Source organism: Sinorhizobium sp. BJ1, assembly GCF_002531555.1.
Classification (GTDB): domain Bacteria; phylum Pseudomonadota; class Alphaproteobacteria; order Rhizobiales; family Rhizobiaceae; genus Sinorhizobium; species Sinorhizobium fredii_B.
The window spans coordinates 1-601 of record NZ_NWTH01000122.1 but is presented as its reverse complement, the minus strand read 5'-3'; the positions used below and the strand labels follow the sequence as shown (position 1 = coordinate 601).

Annotated in this window: 1 protein-coding gene; it reads left to right on the top strand. The window is 63.7% G+C overall.

Features of this window, described 5'->3' with window-relative positions; genetic code table 11:
* Positions 1–601, top strand: a 601-nt coding sequence (locus tag CO676_RS34350) for an electron transfer flavoprotein subunit beta/FixA family protein (RefSeq protein WP_097524316.1), incomplete at its 3' end; no start/stop codon positions are given.

Sequence of the window (601 nt, the reverse complement as noted above, 5' to 3'; positions counted from 1 at the left end):
ATGAAAATCCTAGTAACGGTGAAACGGGTCGTCGACTTCAACGTCAAGATCCGGGTGAAGGCGGACGGATCGGGCGTCGAGCTTGCCAACGTCAAGATGTCGATGAACCCGTTCGACGAGATCTCCGTCGAAGAGGCGCTAAGGCTCAAGGAAGCCGGCAAGGCCTCGGAAGTGGTCGTCGTGTCGATCGGCCCGGCCAAGGCCGAGGAGACGCTGAGGACGGCGCTCGCCATGGGCGCCGACCGGGCGATCCTCGTCGAGACCGACGACCAGGTCGAGCCGCTCACCGTCGCCAAGATCGTCAAGGCTGTGGCAGAAGCCGAGCAGCCGGGGCTGATCATCGTCGGCAAGCAGGCGATCGACGACGATTCCAACCAGACCGGCCAGATGCTCTCGGCACTGCTCGGCTGGGCCCAGGGTACCTTCGCCTCGAAGGTCGAGATCGGCGACGGCAAGGTCAATGTCACCCGCGAGGTCGACGGCGGCCTGCAGACGGTCGAACTGAAACTGCCGGCGGTGGTGACCACCGACCTCAGGCTGAACGAGCCGCGCTATGCCTCGCTGCCGAACATCATGAAGGCGAAGAAGAAGCCGCTCGACA